The sequence below is a fragment of the Paenibacillus sp. 7523-1 genome (assembly GCF_002276415.1).
In the GTDB taxonomy this organism is placed as follows: Bacteria; Bacillota; Bacilli; order Paenibacillales; family Paenibacillaceae; genus Paenibacillus; species Paenibacillus illinoisensis_A.
This window is the reverse complement of the sequence record NZ_NPBR01000010.1, coordinates 452,839-470,066: the sequence shown is the minus strand read 5'-3', so window position 1 is coordinate 470,066 and position 17,228 is coordinate 452,839. Positions and strand designations below refer to the sequence as shown.

Below are 17,228 nucleotides of genomic sequence, written 5' to 3'. Positions count from 1 at the left end.
CTGTAAAATCGTAAATGCGAACCATGAATCCTGTGAGAAAGGACGAATGATCCATCATGACTACAACCCTGCGCACGACAAAGGCAGCTGTTCGGCGCTTTTTGCTGTATACACAATTGCTGCTGGAACACTGGCCAGCAGAATCGGGATCGTCCGGGCCGGATCAGGTTATGCGTCTGATTCGTACGTTAGGCTGTGTGCAGATCGATCCTGTCGCAGCAGTGACCGGCAATCAGCATTTAGTACTGGGTGCACGTGATCCGGGGTACGATCCTGCATATTTACATACATTGCTTCGTGAGCACAAGGTATTCGAGTATTTTGCCAATGCCGCATGTGTCATCCCGATGGAGGACTACGCGTACTTCGAACCTGTGCGTGCAAGATTAAGGGAACGGCTTAATCCATCCCTGCAGGGTCTGGAGATAACCGTACAGCATGTCCTGCAGCGTCTTGCAGAGGAAGGACCGCTACCCTCCAAAGCATTTCGTGCGGTTGAACGAGTCAGTGGTTATTGGGATCGTCCGGATGCACCGAAGACCAAGGATACAAGTCTTGCACTGAACCTGCTGCTGGATACTGCCACCATCCGGGTCGTTGCAAGGCAGGGCAATGAACGATACTTCCAGATCACTGAACCGGATCTGTATCAACAGAGGCCTGGCCTTAGTGCCGAACAGGAGGCGCATATACAACAGCAAGCACTTTTGGATAAATACATCCATGCTTATCGGGTAGTGGATACCCGTGATGCCAGACTCGGATGGCTTAAATGGTCCGCAGCTGAGCGGCGTGCGCAAATCGCTGCACGTGTGGCCGATGGACGAATGATCCCGCTGGAGATTGAGGGGGTCGTGACACCCTACTACATCCGGACAGAGGATGAAGAACTGCTGCTGAGAATGCAGCAGGACGAGACACATTATGAGGCATCAGGTCCGGTCCGTTTCTTACCCCCATTGGATAACCTGCTTTGGAGAAGGGAACGGATTGTGGATTTGTTTGATTTTCATTATAAGTGGGAGATCTATACGCCAGAAGCGAAACGGACGTATGGCTATTACGCCATGCCCATTCTTCACGGGGATCGGCTGATCGGACGGATGGATCCCAGACTGGATCGTAAAACGGGAACACTCACGGTCCGTTTGTTATCCATGGAGGAGAGTGCTCCCCCCGTGGAAGAATGGATGTCCGATTTTCGGGATGGACTCACCTTCTTCGCAACGATGCATGGAGCGCAGTCGATCAAGGTGGAAAAGACGGTACCGGCAGCTCTAAAAAAAGGATTGAAGTCCCTCTGATCCTCTGATGCATGAAGGGGATATGAGGCTTTTGGAAAAAGATAAATCATTCACTCTATAATTCTGAACATAACAAAAGGAGAGCCCCTAGGCTCTCCTTTACGTTTAATCATTTCGTTTGATGTACGTACCCGCTTTGCGTTATCTCAGAATAGCGATTAGCGCAGATGCGGTACTTCTACATTGGGATCCACGTCAGCTTCGTAGTCCACGCCATCGGTTTCAAAACCGAACAGCTGGAAGAACTCGCGACGGTACCCTTCGAGATCCGACAGATCGTAGATGTTGTCAGTAGTCAGCTCATTCCAGAGCTTCGCGACTTCATCCTGCACATCCTCTCTCATCTCCCAATCATCAATACGAATGCGTCCTTGTTCGTCTGTTGGAACGTCTCCTCCGGCATACAGGCGATCAGCGAACAGACGCTGCAGTTGCTCGATACAGCCTTCGTGCAGTCCTTTTTCCTTCATGACTTTGTATAAGGCAGAGATGTACAGCGGTACAACAGGAATCGCGGAACTGGACTGGGTGACAAGAGCTTTCGCTACAGTCACATATGCACGTCCACCCGTTGCACTCATGCGATCATTCAGTTTGTGTGCCGTCGCCTCCAGATGATCCTTGGCCTGTCCAATGGAGCCTTCACGATAGATGGCTTGTGTTAGTTCAGGACCGATATAGGAAAATGCAATCGTCGTTGCGTCGTCAGCCAGCACGCCGCCTTGCTGCAGTGCATCCATCCACAGTTCCCAGTCTTCGCCGCCCATTACCGTTACCGTTTGGCGAATCTCTTCTTCGGTTGCAGGCTCCAGGGTAACGGAAGTAATCTCGCCCGTATGGAAATTGACCGTTTTGTTCGTGTACGATTGTCCAATCGGTTTCAGCACGGAGTTGGAAACTTCTCCGGTGTTCGGATCGGTGCGCCGTGCGGACGCAACGCTGTAGACCACAAGGTCAACTTGGCCGAATTCGCTGCGGATCAGCTCAACCGCTTTTTCTCTCGTTTCGTTTGCAAATGCATCTCCAGTAATGCTGTACGATTTCAGACCTGCTTCTTCCGCGGCCTTCTCAAATGCAGCAGAATTGTACCAGCCTGCCGAAGCGGTGCGCTTGTCCGTCGAGCTGCTTGGGCGGTAAATACCGATGGTATTCGCTCCTGCACCAAACGCAGAGACAATACGTGATGCGAGTCCGTATCCGGTAGAAGCACCGATAACGAGCACATTACGTGGCCCCTTCAGCGCCGGCTGGGATTTCACGTATTCAATCTGTTCTTGCACCTGTGCAGCACAACCTACAGGATGGGAAGTCGTACAAATAAAACCACGCGTTCTTGGTTTAATAATCATTCATTGGCATCCTTTCATTATCAACTCATGTGTCAATAGCTAGTCCATATTCTCCATTGCATACCACCTTATTGTAAAACAATTGTCACCGAAACGGAAACCGTTTCATTTGAATTCGTCAAAAGGGTGGCATTGATTCCCTGATTTTGCGATGATAGTTCATAGCATTTACAGCAATGAATCGAAAGGAACACACGCCCATGCTGAAGGAACGGATTGAATTTCTAAGCAAAAGAAAGCAAATTACCCGCAAGGACCTTGTTGAAGGTCTGGTGACACAGGCTCATTTTGCGAACATACTGGCGGATCGTTACCCGCTTCCCGATGACTTGGCTGAAGCGATTGCTTCACGCCTAGCAGTCAAGCCGTCTTACCTGCTGCACGCAGCGGATCAGAGTGAGGAGACGCTGGAACGGGCAGAGGCTATTTTTGCACAGCTGTCCATGCCGGCTTCAGCCATACCGGAAGACACTGTGCATGCGCTGGAAGACCGGGATGATGCGCTGACGGTTGAACTGACGACCGCTCTTATGAAAGCAGTGTATTACCAGCAGCTGAACGATGCAGCCGCTCATGAATACATACATACTTCCTATTTAAATTATTATCTGGAGAAATACGGTCGTCCGGATGATGTCGATCTGCCCCGTCCGCTGGCGAAAGCCCTCTTGTATTACAAAGTGCAATATTATCGTTCCAAGCTTGCATACGTCGACGTGTTGACTCATGCAACAAGGCTCAGTGAGCTGGCTCTCCCTGGAAGTGAATTTTGGCTGTCGGTACAAAATATCAAAATGGAAGCCTATATTCAGGTCAAACAATATGAAGAGGCCAAACAGGTCTTTGAAATGACGATGCGGCATGTGTATGATCAGCGTCTATTCCACCGCTTGTCGGGTTTATATGTTGCATATAGCGGTTATTGCTTCGCCATGGGGCTTGTGCAGGAAGCCCTCTCGGCTCTTACGATGGCGGAAGCCAATCTGGTGTATGCCGGGAATCAGGGAGATCTCGTTACTGCAATTGCAAACAATCGGATTGTCATGCTGACCATGACGGGTGAGTTAGACAAGGCTCAGACGGAGATTGAGCGATTTGAGACGCTGCTAATCCAGGAACCGGAGGAAACACAGCAGGCGATGAAGCCGCTCACCTGTGTGTATCGCTGTGAGGTGGCACTTGGCCGCAAACATTGGGGCATGCTAGCGCAAAGTGTGGATCAACTGCTGAAATGTGCAATAACAGAGGATCAACAGATGAGTGGAACGTTTTATCAGAGTCATCTGGCCCTGGCACATGGGAATCGTGAAGCGTTTATGGAACGGGCGCTCGCTTGCCTCCCCTATTTCGAATCGACACAGCATGCAATGAGACTGGAACCGTTATATGAGGGGCTCGCCGTGGTATCCGAGGATCAGCGCAGGTATAAAGAGGCAGCGATGTATTATAAGAAGCTGGTTTATCTGCTGCGCAAAAAATAAGGGACTGAATCGGCTTGAAATTCATGCTTGGATCACATTTTTTGTTCAGCGGTGGTCCATTTTCTACAAAACAAAAGATTCTGGAGCCAATTAAAGGGCCGATACTCGGCTCTTTTTTTGCTAATTAAATGATATAACATAAAAATCAGCCATAATATCGCGATTGAATTTACGGATTTGGCGTTTATTTTGTATGCAGTCAGAAGTATATTCAAGGCGAGGCTCTCCTGTTTATAATTAATATATAACAAAAAACAAACAAATGAGGTGTTTCGGATGGGATGGTTTAGCAAAAAGAACAAACAGGAAGACGCCATTGCAAAAGCAGATCGAATGATGAACAAAGGACTGACCGGCCTGATGATGAAAGGCTTCGTACCCAAGCAGCACCGGGAAGCAATCAATCAGAGTCTGGATTCGGCGAAACAGGCACAACTGGCGGCGACGGGTTCACTTCCCTTAACAGCCACGGCTACGGTCGTCAAAATAACCGATACAGGCAAGCTGATCAACTTTGATCCCATTGTGGTGCTCGTATTGGATGTAACTGAGACGAGTGGCAGACAGTATCAGCGAACGCTGGAAACGCTAGTATCCAAGATGCAGATTCCCCGGGTAGGAGACCGGGTTGGATTAGGTCAGAATCCTGCGAATCCGTCAGAACTGATTTATATGGGATTGTTGACAGGTTAAGTGCACCCCAAGGATTAAGCAGTACGGATAGAGACAGTTTGTATTTATTCTTATAACAACGATAGATAGAGATGAAGGAGTGGGGGATATGACAGGTATATTGAGAATGATTGGTGTGTTGACCGTATTCGGGGTGGGATTTTCGCCATTTCTGGCACAGCAGCTCTGGAATGATCCCTTTATTATCATGCAGGCCTGGTGGTATAAACCGGCGATCTTTGCAGGCTTTGGATTAATCTTCATTCCGACCATTCTAAGTAACATCTTCGGCGTGGGTCGGGTAAAGTCAGGACTGCCTGCTGTGGGCGTCATTCGAAGTGTTCAGCAGACAGGCACGTATATTAATGAACAGCCAGAAGTACGGCTCAGCCTGACTGTATCGCGCAAAGGCCGGGAGAAATATGACACTGAATTAAAGACGGTCGTCCCCCTTACAGCGCTGGCACAGTTTCAGCCAGGAGGATTTGTTCCGCTGGTCGTTTCCGAGAAGGATGAACGTAAGGTGGGGATTGATCTGAAAGGACAGCTATCGCAAGCGGACCTGCAGGAACTGCTTAACGAGAAGATGATCCAGGAGGGCGTTTCTCCAGATATGATGGATATTGCACGTACGGGGGAGAAAGCCATGGCCAAAATTCTCGACGTCACCCCGCTGGGGAATTCGGGAACAGGCAAGATCAAGCTTCAGCTCACGCTCAGTGTGACCCCACCGAATGGGGGGACGTTTCAAGTGACAACGCAAAAGGATATTCTGCCCTCCGCCCTCTCTCAGGTTCAGCAGGGTCACATCATTAACGTCATCTATTCCAAGCAGGATCCATCCAAGCTGGTACTTGCATTGAATGTGCAGGAGGAGCAGTTAAGCCATTTGTTCTCATCGTGATCCATATGTTGAAGACGGTTCTCTCCACAGAGGAGGAACCGTCTTTTTTGAATAGCTCAATGTTATGAATCGTGGCTGGACGCGAGTGGGCTGAGCATATCCCGGAATGATGGGAATAGAGGTACAGCCCAGCCTTCAAGCTGTTCGCGACTAGGCAATTCATGATGCACCAGCAGTTCATGATCGAACCAAACGACAGCATAATCATGGTCACCATCGGGTTTGCGAATGTCCCAGCATACCGGTCCGGCGTCATCTTCGTATGTAGCGAGTGGAATGTACCCTTCGGCGATTAGTGGTTTCCAGGCTACCCATAAATCCTGTAGGCGACGTAATGGACGATCGGAGGGTAAATCCGGCAGACCTATGACAAAATCATCGTAACGCAGATAGACATTCATGACATATCTTGTGCTCAGATATGCACGATATAGCTGCGGGACGGGAACGGGCAATCCACAGGACTTTTCCAGATCGCGAATCTCATCCTCCGTCACCATAGAAGCGAGCATTCTCCAGCGAACCCAGCCTTCTTCATCTACCGCGCCATCCTGCATATCCACAGGAACACCGTAATCCTCGTCCTTTGTTTTGGCAGGAAGGGACATCAGGATGTCTTGATGAGGGGTATTGAAATAGTTATCCAGGCATTGTTCAATATAAGCCCGTTCTTGCAGCAAGATGTTCGAATCTTTCAAATCCATTCACTGCCTTTCTTCCCGGTTTGAATCTGTATAATTGGAATGATGAAATGATCAGATGATACCCAGTCGCATGCGATAAGAAAACATGACCTTTCTCGTTTGCCCGTCAAATATCCGGTTTGCGAGCGCTCTGAATTCTTCCGCGGCCGTTAATAGTTCGTCCGCTCCAAGCTTCAGCGCTGTCTGCAAGCCGCCCTGGCTGAGGGCCAAATTGACATAACGATCTGCATCAAACGTCTCATGGTGATGGAATACGATCTCACGGACATAGCGGAACAGGCCCGATTGGCTTATTTGCTGCAGATGTCCGTCCTTGCTCCATTTATGAGCCTGGTTTTCCTGTGCTTCCAGACTGGAGGCTTGATGATCGGCTTCGTATATCAACTGCTGATATGCCTGCTCCAGCTGCCAATCGAGGATAGGCGGCCAGTCACAATCATAGGCGGCAAATATGCCTCCTGGTCGCAGTACACGTGCGAATTCACGCAATGTGGACTCAGGCTCCATCCAGTGGAACGATTGGGAGCAGGTTACAATATCCACACTGCCGTCTGGCAATCCCAGTTCATGCGACAGGCCTGATACAAATCGCAGATGATCCGGTTTACCCGCAGCCTCCCATTTGGCCTCCGCCACTGCTCTCATGTCATCACTGGGTTCTACACCAATAATGCGTTCAGCTTCATTCAGCCAGATCCATGAGGATAATCCGGTGCCGCAGCCCACATCTGCAACCAATCTTGGTTTGGTACCGAGATAGGTGTTCAGAATTTCCACGACTTCTGTGGGTGCAGCCGGGCGATTCTGGTCATATAACGTACCGAAGCCTTTGAAACGTTCCACATTGTTGCGTCTGATGTCTTGCATGGATAAACCTCCTCTACAAAATGGGCGACTTACAATGAATTCATAAATTCAGGTTATTGGCGATTCCATTATATCATTCATTGGGCTTGGTACCGTCATGAATGAATTCTTGCACGTGTTTAACGGCTTTTTGATATCGGCGGAGCAGTTCATGTCTGACATGTGGAGGTTCGAGAACGGTCAGTTCCGCACCAAATGACATCAGAAACGAATAGAGCCGCTCTCCTTCATGAATTTCCAACGTCACGCGCAGCCGACCATCCGGCTGTTTGTTCATCCGGGAAGGTTCGAAGAAATCAAGCGCCCGATAAGCAATGGAACTTGAAAATAAGAGATCCAGAGATAAGGGAGCGTTCACAGGTGTCTTTTCTACATCGGCTGTAGAAGAAGCTGATTCATGCTCTTGCAGCCTGGGCAGCAAACGGAGCTCGGAGATCCGTTTCATCTTGAATGTCTTTTTCTCGATAGAATACGGCAGGCCTTCGTCTTGTCCTTCGATATACCATGTACTATTTTTGAAAATGAGTTTGGCGGGTGCGATGGTTTCCACACTTGCTTCTCCGTCAGAGTCGATATAGTTGAATGTCATCCCTTGCTTGGTCAGTATGGCCTGCTTCACTAAGTTGAACATTTCTCTTTCCTGCATAGGGATATTGCCCCACGGGGAGAAATCGAATTCAATCCAATCCAGTTTGTGATCAAACAAGGCAGTCAGCCGTTTGAGCATATGAACACTGTTTAGGTGTGGAATGGCACTGATACTGTACAGACCAAGCAAAATTTCGTTCTGATCTTCTTCAGACAGCAGGGACTTGTCCATAACATAATTGTCCATCAGATGGATGCCCCCGTGCTTGCCCGTGGTGGTGTAGACGGGAATTCCCGCTGCGCTCAGCCGGTCGATGTCACGGTAAACCGTTCGTACCGAGATTTCAAACAAGCGGGCGAGTTCAGGCGCGGTGGCTTTCTTCTTTTCGAGTAATAGGAGCAGCATTCGGAATAATCGGTTATTTTCCATGTCATGATTATACCATGACAATAGGTGTCAGGGTATGGATGCTACACTGGTATTACAGTGTTAAGCAGCTCATTCATAGGAGGACTTGTCATGAAAATGAAAGATGGATTTTACTGGGGCGGCGCAACAGCTGCCAATCAATTCGAAGGTGGATGGAACCAGGGCGGCAAAGGCCCAAGCACATCCGATATGATGACAGGCGGAACCCATACAACTCCGCGGCGGATTACGCCAGTACTTGAAGAGGGCACGTATTACCCGAGCCATGAGGCTGTAGACTTTTACGGACATTACAAAGAAGATATTGCCATGATGGCAGAGATGGGCTTCAAAATGTTCCGTATGTCCATTAACTGGTCCCGGATCTATCCGAACGGTTACGATCTGGAGCCCAACGAAGAGGGATTGCAGTTCTATGATCAAGTTTTTGCCGAATTGAAGAAATATAACATCGAACCGTTGGTAACCATCTCTCACTATGAGACACCATTTGGTTTGACGCAAAAATACAACGGATGGGCTTCGCGCGAAGTGATTGATTGTTACCTCCGTTATTGTACAACTCTCTTCAACCGCTATAAGGATCAGGTGAAATATTGGCTGACATTCAACGAGATCAACTGTCTGACCATGCCGATGGGAGCATATATGGCGGCGGGTATTCTGTTTGAAGGAAAAGAAACATTGACAGACGGCATCGACGATCCGCAAACCCGCTTCCAGGCTCTGCATCATCAGTTCGTGGCGAGTGCGAAGGCGGTCAAGCTGGGGCATGAGATTAACCCCGATTTCCAAATCGGCTGCATGGTTGCGTTTATGACAACTTATCCGAACACGTGTAATCCGGACGACATTTTGCTTGCGCAGAAGAAGGATCAGATCTCCAATATGATCTGTGGGGACGTGCAAGTCAGAGGGGCATACCCTGGTTTCGCCAAACGTTTCTTCGCAGAGCAGGGCATTCAGATCGAAATGCAGCCGGAAGATGAGCAAACCCTGCGTGAAGGCTGCGTGGACTTCTACTCCTTCAGCTATTATATGTCCTTGGTGGAAAGTGCGGACGAGTCCTTGGAGAGAGCCGAAGGCAACCTGCTGGGCGGAATCAAAAATCCGTACCTGGAAGCTTCCGACTGGGGCTGGCAGATTGATCCGAAAGGATTGCGTTACACGCTGAATCATCTCTATGATCGCTATCAGGTGCCATTGATGGTCGTTGAGAACGGTCTGGGTGCAGTCGATGTGGTAGAAGAAGATGGCACCATTCAGGATGACTATCGCATTGATTATTTGAGAGGTCATATTGAGCAAATGAAAGAAGCAGTCGCGGATGGAGTGGAGCTCATTGCCTACACGATGTGGGGATGTATTGACCTGGTCAGCGCATCGACCGGAGAGATGAAGAAGCGTTATGGCTTCATTCATGTCAACAAGGATAATGATGGAAATGGCGACCTGAGCAGAACACCGAAGAAGAGCTTCCACTGGTACAAAAAAGTCATTGAATCCAATGGCGAAGAACTATAATGGATTGATGATAAAAAGAAATGTCGTACCCGCTTGTTCCCTCTATGGGAGTAGGCGGGTATTTGCTTTTGAATAAAATCTCGAATATTTTACATACTTAACTCAGAGACTGAGCATATGTGAAGGTAAAACGCTAGATGTGATTTATTCAGCAGATTCATATGATCGTTCAGAAAAGGGGAGAGCTCTGTGAACACTTCCGGGAATCGCTACAGCATGTCACCCATTCATCTGTATTTTGTGCTCTATGTAAGTTTGGTTGGCGTGGGTTTAATGAATTTTCAATATAAAATGCTGCGCGGAGCGGAGAAAGATGGATGGATCAGCATTTTGGCCGCCGCTGTCATGATCTCCATCATCCTTAAAATGATGTTTGTCCTGTTGTCACGCCAATCCCCCGGTCACTCCTCTCTCGTTCACATCAATCGAAGGTATTGGGGCCGGATCGCGGGTTCAGTCCTAAATTGGATCTTTATTTTATATTTTCTGTTGGGTGCTTTTGTAGCCTATCGCTCCTATATTCATATAATCCAGCTGTGGATTCTTCCCACAGAAAATAACTGGCTGCTGGGCATCGTGGTTCTGCTGCTTGTCTATTACTGTGTGTCGGGCGGCATCCAGTCCGTCACCGGGATGTGCCTTTGGGGCACCCTCTTCGTCCTAATATTTGTCTTCCCGCAGACATTCCTTGTCTCTTCCTATCTTCATCCACGAAACCTTCTTCCTGTGCTGGATCACGATGTCACATCCATATGGTTGTCCACAAAGGATATGCTTCATGAATTTATCGGCTGCGGCATTCTGCTGGTTGTATATCCGTACATCAAGACGCCTGGTCGCTCGCTCAAATGGGCTTATCTCGCCTTGGTTACTGCAACCATAGTGTATCTGGTTTTCTTTATCTATTCCTTTATGTACTTCAGTCATGGACAGATGAAGGAACATTTGTGGCCTACCTTGAGCCTGATCAGCATTATTGAAATGCCTTTGATCCAGCGGATGGAGTATCTGGTGTTATCTTTTTGGCTGCTAAAAGTTCTGTCCATCATCACATTAGGCCTTTGGGCGGCATGTCATTGTATGAAACTGGAGAGATGGATCAAACCTAGTCTTGGACTGAAACTCGCCATCGTCCTTTTTGCTATTCTTTTGTTTGTTGTTAAAGACACCGTGGATATTGATATGGTCACCGAGATATACACCAGAACGGGCGAAATATTGATTTTGTTATATGTCCCGCTTCTGTTTATCATCTCCCTGATCCGCAAGAATCTGGGGGGCTCTACTGGACATCAGGATATGCCGGACCAGCCCAAAGGAGAGGAAGCATGAATTCACCTGCCAGTGACAACCAACAGATGTTCAGTACATCACATGACCCGCTCGATCCATGCCGTCGCTCTGATGATTTTATCATAAGTACGATGACCGTCTCCGAACTGGCCCTTGAAATCTGCTACTATAAAACGCTTGTGGACAGCCATCTCCTTGAAGTAGCCATCCACTCCTTGCAGGAACGCATACCTACAAGCGAAGAAGTGAATTTGCATGATGTGCTCTCGCATATCCCCATAGAGGAATCGAGCCTTACCGGTCAAGACGAGGAAATGGTCAAATCCCTTCTTCAAGGCAGCCTGCTAATTCGGCAGTGTGGACAGACTCATGAAGCCATCCTGGTTCCCATGCCAGGCAAGGAAGGGATACGAAGTGATAACGACACGGAAAATGAATTTAGCGTGATCGGACCCAAGGTTGGATTCGTCGAGGCATTGCCGGTTAACCTGCATCTGATCCGTACACAGCTGCGGACACCTAATCTGATCATCAAGGAAATGACACTAGGCTCCTTGTCCCAATCCCAAGTGGCCATCCTGTATATGGATGGTATTGCTCATCCCGAGAACGTCAGCCGGATGGAGGACAGACTGAAGGGAATCGACTTTGATGCTGTCTTGGATACGTCACAGTTGGATCAACTGATCGCAGATAATTCATTTACTCCGTTCCCCCTGTTTACAACGACGGAACGGAGGGACAGAGTCATCTATGCCCTGATCACCGGGCAGGTTGCGGTCATCAGCGAAGGCTCGCCAAGTTTTATTACAGGGCCATCCACGTTGTTTGATTTTTTTGTCTCGCCGGAAGATTATTATCTGCCGTGGGCGCTCGGATCTTTTTTTCGCCTGATTCGCATTTTTGGAGTCATTTTCTCGCTGTTTGCCTCAGCCCTCTATGTGGCATTAATGACCTTTCACTATGAAGTCATACCCAAGGAGCTGCTTGGCAAATTGATCTCATCCAGACAAAATGTACCGTTTCCCCCTTTTGTAGAAGCTATTTTTCTGGAGACGACGATTGAATTCTTGCGTGAAGCAGGAGCCAGACTGCCGAACCGGATCGGACAAACACTGGGTATTGTTGGCGGGATCATTCTTGGGCAGGCCGCCGTAGAGGCCGCACTTACGAGCAACGTACTGATCATCATCGTATCCTTGTCTGCACTGGCTTCGTTTGTGACACCGATCTATAAAATGTCCAATGCCATTCGTTTTCTGCGATTTCCGATCATTATACTGGCTGCCATCTGGGGCGCATTCGGGATCGCGATCGGACTCTGCTTCCTCCTTGTCCATCTGTCGCGATTAAAGTCGCTGGGGTCGCCTTATATGGCTCCTTTTTATCCGATGCGGTTCAGGGATCTGAAAGACAGCCTGATTCGTGCTTCCTATCAACAGACGGATAAGAGGCCGAGCTATCTAAGGCCGCTCTCTTTCATCCGCTACAAGCCGGGAAGGGTTCAGCATACGAATCAATTGGATGAGGAGTGAGAGGATGAAACGTCGATCCAAATGCATCCTAGCCGTAATGTGCGTAATGGGGATGCTGCTGCTCAGTTCCTGCCAGGATACGAGTATTGTGAATGAGATCAGCCTCGTCCTGACCTCCGCATACGATCTACAAGATAAAAAAATTCACAACAGCGTGCTCATCGGTGAATATACCGAGAAGGACAAGAGTGATGTAGAACTGATGGAGATCGATTCAAGCAACAGCTTCGATGTCATGCCAAGAATGAATATGCAGGCGAAAGAGCCTATTGAGTATGGCCAATTAAGAATGATGGTGCTGGGTGAGGACTATGCGAAACACGGGATAGGTGATATTCTGCGCGTGTTGGCTCATAATACCCGGGTGTCCAGACGCATGCAGTTTGCCGTAGCGGAAGGAAAGGCGCTGGATATCATTAAGGCATCCATTCCCGCTCATGATCCTCTGTATCTGATGAAATTAATCGAGCAAAACGGAAATTTTGCCAATCTGCCTCACTTCAGTCTGCATCAGGCTTTGTTCCAATATTTCAGCAAAGGACAGGATATCTATCTCCCTCGGCTTCGTTTGAACGAACAGGATAAAATTATGCTGGATGGACTGGTGGTTTTTAAAGGGGAAAAGGCTGTACTTCAGCTGAGCGATGAAGAGGGGCTTTGTTTGAAGCTGCTTACGGAGGATGCCAAGAATGGCAAGTTTCTTGCACAAATTAATGAGGTTGAGGGGGCACAGAAGCAAGCGGCTAATACAACAGACAATGATGCCCTAATCAAAATTTTATCTTCCTCCGTGAAGCATCAGATGGTTTCAGACACGCCAGCAGCAGCGCTTGATTCGACGATTCACATCAGCGCTTCCGTAATCAAAGCTTCGCGGAATGATTTTCTGTTATCCGGTAAGGAGATGAAGGAGCTGGAAGCAGAGATGAAAAGGCATATGGAATCTAAAATCAATCAACTGATCCGCAAGTGCCAGACAGAAAATGTGGATCCGTTCGGGTTTGGAGAGTATGTGAGAAGTCGTACCCGCCACTGGGACAATGAAACGTTCTACAAGGATTATGGCTTGATGGATATTCGGTCTCACGTTGAGCTAACTCTCGTCCAGGATGGTATTCAGGAATAAAAACAGGAAAACCCGCTCTAACCTCAGCTCTGAGGGTGGCGGGTCTTTCATATGTTTTAATTTTGATGTTCTATGTCAGAGGTTTGGAACGAAGCAGGGAGAGCCGCTCGACATAACGCTGATAAAACCAAATGCAAATGGCCAGCCAGCTGCCGCTCAGAAAGTAACCTCCGGCAATATCACTGGGATAGTGTACACCCAGATAAATCCGACTCATGCCAATGGTCAAAATAAAGGCTGCACTCACGATGATCATGATAACCCGGCCTGCTGCTGTCGGGATATGCTTCCAGATCAGAAACGCCAGTCCGCCATATAGGCTGAATGCTGCCATCGAGTGTCCGCTCGGGAAGCTGTATCCGCTCGCTTCGATAATGCGGTGAATGGTGGGTCTTGCACGCTGAAAAGCCAGTTTCAACAGGGTGTTTAGCAACGTGGAGCCAGCAATGACTGCTGCCAAAAACAGAAGTTCCCGTCGGTGTCCCAGGAAAAGATATAATACCATCATGGAGATGATCGTTATGATGATCACAGGCCATCCGCTGCCAATCCAGGTGAACACCTGCATCCACTTGGTCATTCCGGGAGCTTCCATTCCTTGTATCCATCCAATCAGGTTATCATCAAACCGGTGGATCTGGTTATCACTGATAGACAGGGCAATCAGTGCAAATACGGTAAGGCTCAATGCTGCAAGGAGCAGTGGGATAGAGAAGGCCTTTTTCCCTTGCTGGTTCAAATGTCATGTTCCTCCAGGATGTCTGAATTTCATATGTTGGGCCGCCAGCCATACGATATTGATATTATGCTATCATTTCACCTTAAATATTGCTTGAACAAAAAGGTTAACGACTCAGTTCAGTTGAAGCATATATTCATACGCGGTAACGCCGAAGACTCGCTTAAAATGTCTGTTCAAATGCGTAAGATCGACGAATCCGCATTCGGCTACCGCGGAGTAGACATCCTTATGCTTCTCTATGGCCTGCCGGGCATGTTCAACCTTGCAGTTCAGGAAGAACTGGTAGGGTGATATGCCGGCATGTGACTTGAATTCACGGATAAACTGAAACTTGGACATATTAAACTCGGTACAGAGATCATCTAGTTTCAGCACATCATCAAACCTGCTGAACATCATTTCTTTGGCCTTTCGGACAAGCCCGTCACCAGGTCCGGGAATGGGAGTATCGATTTCCGACCGGGACAGCAGATGTACGAGGCTGAAGAGCAGTTCACTGCATTTGGCTTCATCCTGCCCGCTCTGAACGGCATGGTTCAGCATGAGAATACTTCGTGCCAGCTGAGGATCATAGACAATGGGAGTGGAGAAGCGCAATTCCTTTTTGCCCAGAATGTCTTCTACCACATCTGGCTTCAGATACAACATGACGTAGTCGATGCCAGCCTTGTCGTAAGAACTGCCATCATGGGACTGCTCCCGATTAAACAGCATGACACCGTTCTGGTGAGAAGCCTGATAATGACCGTCCAGATGGTACTGCTGGATACCGCGCAGCGTCACACCAACTGCATATTCCTCGTGACAGTGCTTCTTATACGTAAAATCCGTAAAACTGGCCGAAAGGGCCAGGACATCAGACGACTTCTTATAATTAAATAGCTCCACTCCATGCATACCTCCAATCTAGATGATTCCCGATACCATAATGGCTGAGTATACCAAAAAGAGAGCCATCACGATACTAAAAGCTTTTTGATGATCATGCAAAAATTGCCTGAACACCGAGCCGAAAATAACCCAGCTGGTAAAGGCCAAAAATCCAATCAATGTGATGAGACAGACAAACAGCACCGTTGACAGCGAGGTGTCATAATAGGGCAGCACATAGCTGGGGATGACGGTGAACGTGAACAGAATTACCTTCGGATTCACAAACTGCATGATTAAACCGCTCACAAAGCCGGTTGCTTGCTTCGGTGCCTCCTCGGAGGATCCCATCTTGTAGATCTGATAGGCGAGGTACAGCATATACAGGCTGCCAACGATCTGCATCACATGAAGAAGACTGGGCAAGATACCGGCAAGGAGATGATTGAGGAAAGCCGATGCGGCAAGCAGCAACCCAAATGCCACGGTGGCTCCCCAAACATAATGCATGGTTTTGCGTGCTCCCGCGTGCTGGACGGAAGATAAAATGACTATATTGCTGGGTCCTGGCGTAAAGGTAACCACAATGCAATAAATTAAAAAAGATGTAAGATTCATCGTTTCATAGTGCCTCCCCGAGTTGTAGTTTCATGATCATACTGCGGGGATGGTTGAACCGATAGTACATTATTGCAGCAGCACAACCTGAGATCGAAAATATGAAGATACTTTGGTTGGAGAGGAAAGCGGTTTCTTTTTTGCGTGTTTGCGTTTACAATTTAAGCGAAACGCAAGTGGACAGATCTCAAGGATGTGAAAACGAAGTTGAAAAAGACATTGCTGGTCTACATTTTGCTTATCTCGGCTTTTGCACTGTACGTACTCAGGTATGAATACTCAAGCGAAGCGAATGGCTCTTGGGAAGCCAAGGGACTGCGTGGAGATATTGGTGAAACATACATCATGATCACATTTCAGTCGGGCTTGGAATATTGGAAAAGTGTGCTCAAAGGCTTCGAGGATGCGGGGGATGCGCTCGGAGTAACTGTGGAGTATCGTGGAGCTACCCGATATGACCCGAAGGAACAGACGACGATCATTGAGCAAGCGATTGCAAGGAAACCGGCAGGCATCGCTATCTCCGCCATTGACCCGCAATCGCTTATTCCTGTGATTAACAAAGCATCGGATGCAGGTATTCCGGTGGTTTTGTTTGATGCGGATGCCCCGGACAGCAGGGCATATTCTTTTCTCGGCACGGACAATTACCAAGCAGGGGTGACTGCTGCGGACAAAATGGCCGAGCTTCTGGGCCGGGAGGGAGAAGTCGCCGTTCTGACCATGCCGGGACAGCAAAATCATGAGGAACGAACGGAAGGGTTCCGCGATACCATCCGTGATCGATACCCTTCCATGAAGGTTGTGGAAGTCGCGGACGGGCACGGAGATGCAATGAAATCGAGAGATGAAGCTCTTAGAATGATGAAGACATATCCGGAGCTCGGTGGTATTTTTGTAACCGAAGCGACAGGAGCAGCTGGCGTTGGTGAAGCGGTTCAGAATGGGGATGCAGGTTACCCACTGCAGATCATATCCTTTGATACCAATAAAGCTACACTGGACATGATCAAGAGCGGCACAATCTCTGCAACGATCGCACAGGGAACCTGGAACATGGGCTACTGGTCCCTTCAATACCTGTTTCATTTACACCACCAACTGACCGTACCTGCACCGTCTTCTTCCGATGAAAATGCACCGCTGCCGGTTAGGGTGGATACCGGAATCTCTGTCGTGACACGATCGAATGTAGATGATTACTATGCCAAATAAAACAGA

Annotated in this window: 16 protein-coding genes; 9 read left to right on the top strand and 7 right to left on the bottom strand. The window is 48.4% G+C overall.

Going from position 1 to position 17,228, the window contains the following annotated elements; translation table 11 throughout:
- Positions 1-56 precede the first annotated feature (56 nt).
- Positions 57-1,304, top strand: coding sequence for a winged helix-turn-helix domain-containing protein (locus tag CHH60_RS14200; RefSeq protein ID WP_095359733.1), 1,248 nt, complete (start codon positions 57-59; stop codon positions 1,302-1,304).
- 158 nt (positions 1,305-1,462) lie between these two features.
- On the opposite strand, the gene fabV is transcribed toward CHH60_RS14200, so the two are convergent.
- The gene (gene fabV, locus CHH60_RS14195; RefSeq protein ID WP_095359732.1) at positions 1,463-2,653 is read right to left on the bottom strand and encodes an enoyl-ACP reductase FabV; all 1,191 of its coding nucleotides are present in this window, start codon (positions 2,651-2,653) and stop codon (positions 1,463-1,465) included.
- Positions 2,654-2,853: 200 nt separating this feature from the next.
- Here fabV and CHH60_RS14190 point away from each other — a divergent pair, with 200 nt between their 5' ends.
- From CHH60_RS14190 to CHH60_RS14175, 3 genes are all read left to right on the top strand, one after another.
- Complete coding sequence (locus CHH60_RS14190; RefSeq protein WP_095359731.1) at positions 2,854-4,134, top strand: transcriptional regulator; 1,281 nt, start codon at positions 2,854-2,856, stop codon at positions 4,132-4,134.
- Positions 4,135-4,410: 276 nt separating this feature from the next.
- On the top strand, positions 4,411-4,827 hold the full coding sequence (locus CHH60_RS14180) for a hypothetical protein (RefSeq protein WP_095359729.1): 417 nt from the start codon (positions 4,411-4,413) through the stop codon (positions 4,825-4,827).
- Positions 4,828-4,915: 88 nt separating this feature from the next.
- Entirely contained in the window at positions 4,916-5,710 is a 795-nt protein-coding gene (locus CHH60_RS14175) for a hypothetical protein (RefSeq protein ID WP_095359728.1), read from the top strand.
- A 62-nt stretch (positions 5,711-5,772) separates the two neighbouring features.
- On the opposite strand, the gene CHH60_RS14170 is transcribed toward CHH60_RS14175, so the two are convergent.
- The 3 genes from CHH60_RS14170 to CHH60_RS14160 all read right to left on the bottom strand — a co-directional run bounded on the left by CHH60_RS14170 (position 5,773) and on the right by CHH60_RS14160 (position 8,275).
- On the bottom strand, positions 5,773-6,414 hold the full coding sequence (locus CHH60_RS14170) for an SMI1/KNR4 family protein (RefSeq protein WP_095359727.1): 642 nt from the start codon (positions 6,412-6,414) through the stop codon (positions 5,773-5,775).
- Positions 6,415-6,465: 51 nt separating this feature from the next.
- Entirely contained in the window at positions 6,466-7,281 is an 816-nt protein-coding gene (locus CHH60_RS14165) for a class I SAM-dependent methyltransferase (RefSeq protein WP_095359726.1), read from the bottom strand.
- 73 nt (positions 7,282-7,354) lie between these two features.
- The gene (locus tag CHH60_RS14160; protein WP_095359852.1) at positions 7,355-8,275 is read right to left on the bottom strand and encodes a helix-turn-helix transcriptional regulator; all 921 of its coding nucleotides are present in this window, start codon (positions 8,273-8,275) and stop codon (positions 7,355-7,357) included.
- 114 nt (positions 8,276-8,389) lie between these two features.
- On the opposite strand from CHH60_RS14160, the gene CHH60_RS14155 reads away from it, so the two are divergent.
- The 4 genes from CHH60_RS14155 (at position 8,390) to CHH60_RS14140 (ending at position 13,777) form a co-directional block, all read left to right on the top strand.
- Entirely contained in the window at positions 8,390-9,823 is a 1,434-nt protein-coding gene (locus CHH60_RS14155; protein ID WP_095289585.1) for a glycoside hydrolase family 1 protein, read from the top strand.
- Positions 9,824-10,012: 189 nt separating this feature from the next.
- Entirely contained in the window at positions 10,013-11,155 is a 1,143-nt protein-coding gene (locus CHH60_RS14150) for a GerAB/ArcD/ProY family transporter (RefSeq protein ID WP_095359725.1), read from the top strand.
- On the top strand, positions 11,152-12,651 hold the full coding sequence (locus tag CHH60_RS14145) for a spore germination protein (protein ID WP_255247928.1): 1,500 nt from the start codon (positions 11,152-11,154) through the stop codon (positions 12,649-12,651). The genes CHH60_RS14150 and CHH60_RS14145 overlap by 4 nt, the downstream gene beginning before the upstream one ends.
- Positions 12,652-12,655: 4 nt before the next feature.
- Entirely contained in the window at positions 12,656-13,777 is a 1,122-nt protein-coding gene (locus CHH60_RS14140) for a Ger(x)C family spore germination protein (RefSeq protein ID WP_176476066.1), read from the top strand.
- A 70-nt stretch (positions 13,778-13,847) separates the two neighbouring features.
- Here the strand turns inward: CHH60_RS14140 and CHH60_RS14135 are convergent, their stop codons facing one another.
- The 3 genes from CHH60_RS14135 to CHH60_RS14125 all read right to left on the bottom strand — a co-directional run bounded on the left by CHH60_RS14135 (position 13,848) and on the right by CHH60_RS14125 (position 16,007).
- On the bottom strand, positions 13,848-14,516 hold the full coding sequence (locus CHH60_RS14135; protein ID WP_426642778.1) for a phosphatase PAP2 family protein: 669 nt from the start codon (positions 14,514-14,516) through the stop codon (positions 13,848-13,850).
- A gap of 114 nt (positions 14,517-14,630) precedes the next feature.
- Positions 14,631-15,407, bottom strand: coding sequence for an AraC family ligand binding domain-containing protein (locus CHH60_RS14130; RefSeq protein WP_095359723.1), 777 nt, complete (start codon positions 15,405-15,407; stop codon positions 14,631-14,633).
- A gap of 18 nt (positions 15,408-15,425) precedes the next feature.
- Positions 15,426-16,007, bottom strand: coding sequence for a LysE family translocator (locus tag CHH60_RS14125; RefSeq protein ID WP_095359722.1), 582 nt, complete (start codon positions 16,005-16,007; stop codon positions 15,426-15,428).
- 207 nt (positions 16,008-16,214) lie between these two features.
- On the opposite strand from CHH60_RS14125, the gene CHH60_RS14120 reads away from it, so the two are divergent.
- Positions 16,215-17,222: a substrate-binding domain-containing protein gene (locus CHH60_RS14120; RefSeq protein WP_095359721.1), complete on the top strand. Its 1,008-nt coding sequence runs from the start codon at positions 16,215-16,217 to the stop codon at positions 17,220-17,222.
- Positions 17,223-17,228 lie beyond the last annotated feature (6 nt).